Genomic DNA, 3,119 nt, shown 5'->3' on the forward strand with positions numbered 1-3,119 from the left:
GGGGGGTTGTGTTGTTCGAGGCACAACACTGATCTCAACCGTGCGTGTTTCCTGCCCCCTTCGGGGGTTGACCTGAGTAAGTGCTGAAGCACTAACTCATGTCGAAACACACCTGTTATAGGATCAAGCCTTACGGGCAATTAGTATCAGTTAGCTTAACGCATTACTGCGCTTCCACACCTGACCTATCAACGTCCTGGTCTTGAACGACCCTTCAAGGGGCTCGAAGCCCCGGGGATATCTCATCTTAAGGCGAGTTTCCCGCTTAGATGCTTTCAGCGGTTATCTCTTCCGAACATAGCTACCCGGCGATGCCACTGGCGTGACAACCGGTACACCAGAGGTTCGTCCACTCCGGTCCTCTCGTACTAGGAGCAGCCCCCTTCAAATATCCAGCGCCCACGGCAGATAGGGACCAAACTGTCTCACGACGTTTTAAACCCAGCTCACGTACCTCTTTAAATGGCGAACAGCCATACCCTTGGGACCGGCTACAGCCCCAGGATGAGATGAGCCGACATCGAGGTGCCAAACACCGCCGTCGATATGAACTCTTGGGCGGTATCAGCCTGTTATCCCCAGAGTACCTTTTATCCGTTGAGCGATGGCCCTTCCATACAGAACCACCGGATCACTATGACCTGCTTTCGCACCTGCTCGACTTGTCGGTCTCGCAGTTAAGCACGCTTATGCCATTGCACTATCAGCACGATTTCCGACCGTACCTAGCGTACCTTCGTACTCCTCCGTTACACTTTGGGAGGAGACCGCCCCAGTCAAACTGCCTACCATGCACTGTCCCCGACCCGGATCACGGGCCAAGGTTAGAACCTCAAACAAACCAGGGTGGTATTTCAAGGATGGCTCCACGCAGACTGGCGTCCACGCTTCAAAGCCTCCCACCTATCCTACACAGATCGGTTCAAAGTCCAATGCAAAGCTACAGTAAAGGTTCATGGGGTCTTTCCGTCTAGCCGCGGGGAGATTGCATCATCACAAACACTTCAACTTCGCTGAGTCTCGGGAGGAGACAGTGTGGCCATCGTTACGCCATTCGTGCAGGTCGGAACTTACCCGACAAGGAATTTCGCTACCTTAGGACCGTTATAGTTACGGCCGCCGTTTACCGGGACTTCAATCAAGAGCTTGCACCCCATCATTTAATCTTCCGGCACCGGGCAGGCGTCACACCCTATACGTCCACTTTCGTGTTTGCAGAGTGCTGTGTTTTTATTAAACAGTCGCAGCCACCAGTTTATTGCAACCCCTTCACCCTTCTGGCGCAGGCCAGTCAAGCTACAGGGGCGTACCTTATCCCGAAGTTACGGTACCAATTTGCCGAGTTCCTTCTCCCGAGTTCTCTCAAGCGCCTTAGAATACTCATCTCGCCCACCTGTGTCGGTTTGCGGTACGGTCTTGTTAAACTGAAGCTTAGAGGCTTTTCTTGGAACCACTTCCAGTTGCTTCTTCACCTAAGTGAATGGCCTCGCACCCTTGAATTCCGCGCCCGGATTTGCCTAAGCGCCTTCTCCAATGCAAGGACCGGGACTTCCAACACCCGGACAACCTTCCGCGATCCGTCCCCCCATCGCATTTAACAATGGTGCAGGAATATTAACCTGCTTCCCATCAGCTACGCATTTCTGCCTCGCCTTAGGGGCCGACTCACCCTACGCCGATGAACGTTGCGTAGGAAACCTTGGGCTTACGGCGAGGGGGCCTTTCACCCCCTTTATCGCTACTCATGTCAGCATTCGCACTTCCGATACCTCCAGCACACTTTTCAATGCACCTTCGCAGGCTTACGGAACGCTCTCCTACCATGCACATAAATGTGCATCCGCAGCTTCGGTATATTGCTTAGCCCCGTTACATCTTCCGCGCAGGACGACTCGATCAGTGAGCTATTACGCTTTCTTTAAAGGATGGCTGCTTCTAAGCCAACCTCCTGACTGTTTTAGCCTTCCCACTTCGTTTCCCACTTAGCAATATTTGGGGACCTTAGCTGGCGGTCTGGGTTGTTTCCCTCTTGACACCGGACGTTAGCACCCGATGTCTGTCTCCCGTGATTGCACTCTTCGGTATTCGGAGTTTGCTATGGCGTAGTAATCCGCAATGGACCCCACAACCATGACAGTGCTCTACCCCCGAAGGTGATACACGAGGCACTACCTAAATAGTTTTCGGAGAGAACCAGCTATTTCCAGGTTTGTTTAGCCTTTCACCCCTATCCACAGCTCATCCCCTAACTTTTCAACGTTAGTGGGTTCGGACCTCCAGTACGTGTTACCGCACCTTCATCCTGGCCATGGATAGATCACCTGGTTTCGGGTCTACACCCAGCGACTGAATCGCCCTGTTCGGACTCGCTTTCGCTACGCCTGCCCTAATCGGTTAAGCTTGCCACTGAATGTAAGTCGCTGACCCATTATACAAAAGGTACGCCGTCACCCCTTGCGAGGCTCCGACTGTTTGTATGCATGCGGTTTCAGGATCTATTTCACTCCCCTCCCGGGGTTCTTTTCGCCTTTCCCTCACGGTACTGGTTCACTATCGGTCGATCACGAGTATTTAGCCTTGGAGGATGGTCCCCCCATCTTCAGACAGGATTTCACGTGTCCCGCCCTACTTGTCGTACACCTAGTTCTTCCTCGCTGTTTTCGTCTACAGGGCTATCACCTGCTATGGCGGCACTTTCCAGAGCCTTCGACTAACAATGAAGATAAAGAGTACAGGCTGGTCCCATTTCGCTCGCCACTACTCTGGGAATCTCGGTTGATTTCTTTTCCTGCGGTTACTTAGATGTTTCAGTTCACCGCGTTCGCTTCGCATGACCTATGTATTCAGTCATGGATGACCCATACGGGCCGGGTTTCCCCATTCGGATATCGGAGGATCAAAGCTCGTTTGCCAGCTCCCCTCCGCTTTTCGCAGGCTACCGCGTCCTTCATCGCCTGTGATCGCCAAGGCATCCACCACATGCACTTGTTCGCTTGACCCTATAACGGGTGTGTCTCGTCTGCGGCTCACTCGGAACCACACCTTCCACTCACTCGCTACAGGTTGAGTATTCGTGTTGCGCCGTATTCCAAAGCAATCTTTCGATCACTTAAAAATAC

General features: G+C 52.7%; 1 rRNA gene. It reads right to left on the reverse strand.

Annotation, left to right across the window (positions count from 1 at the left end):
* Nucleotides 1-119: 119 nt before the first annotated feature.
* A 23S ribosomal RNA gene (locus P3T18_RS36375) occupies nt 120-2,999 on the reverse strand.
* Nucleotides 3,000-3,119: the final 120 nt, after the last annotated feature.

Origin of the sequence: Paraburkholderia sp. GAS199, assembly GCF_050436585.1 — a bacterium.
GTDB lineage: Bacteria > Pseudomonadota > Gammaproteobacteria > Burkholderiales > Burkholderiaceae > Paraburkholderia.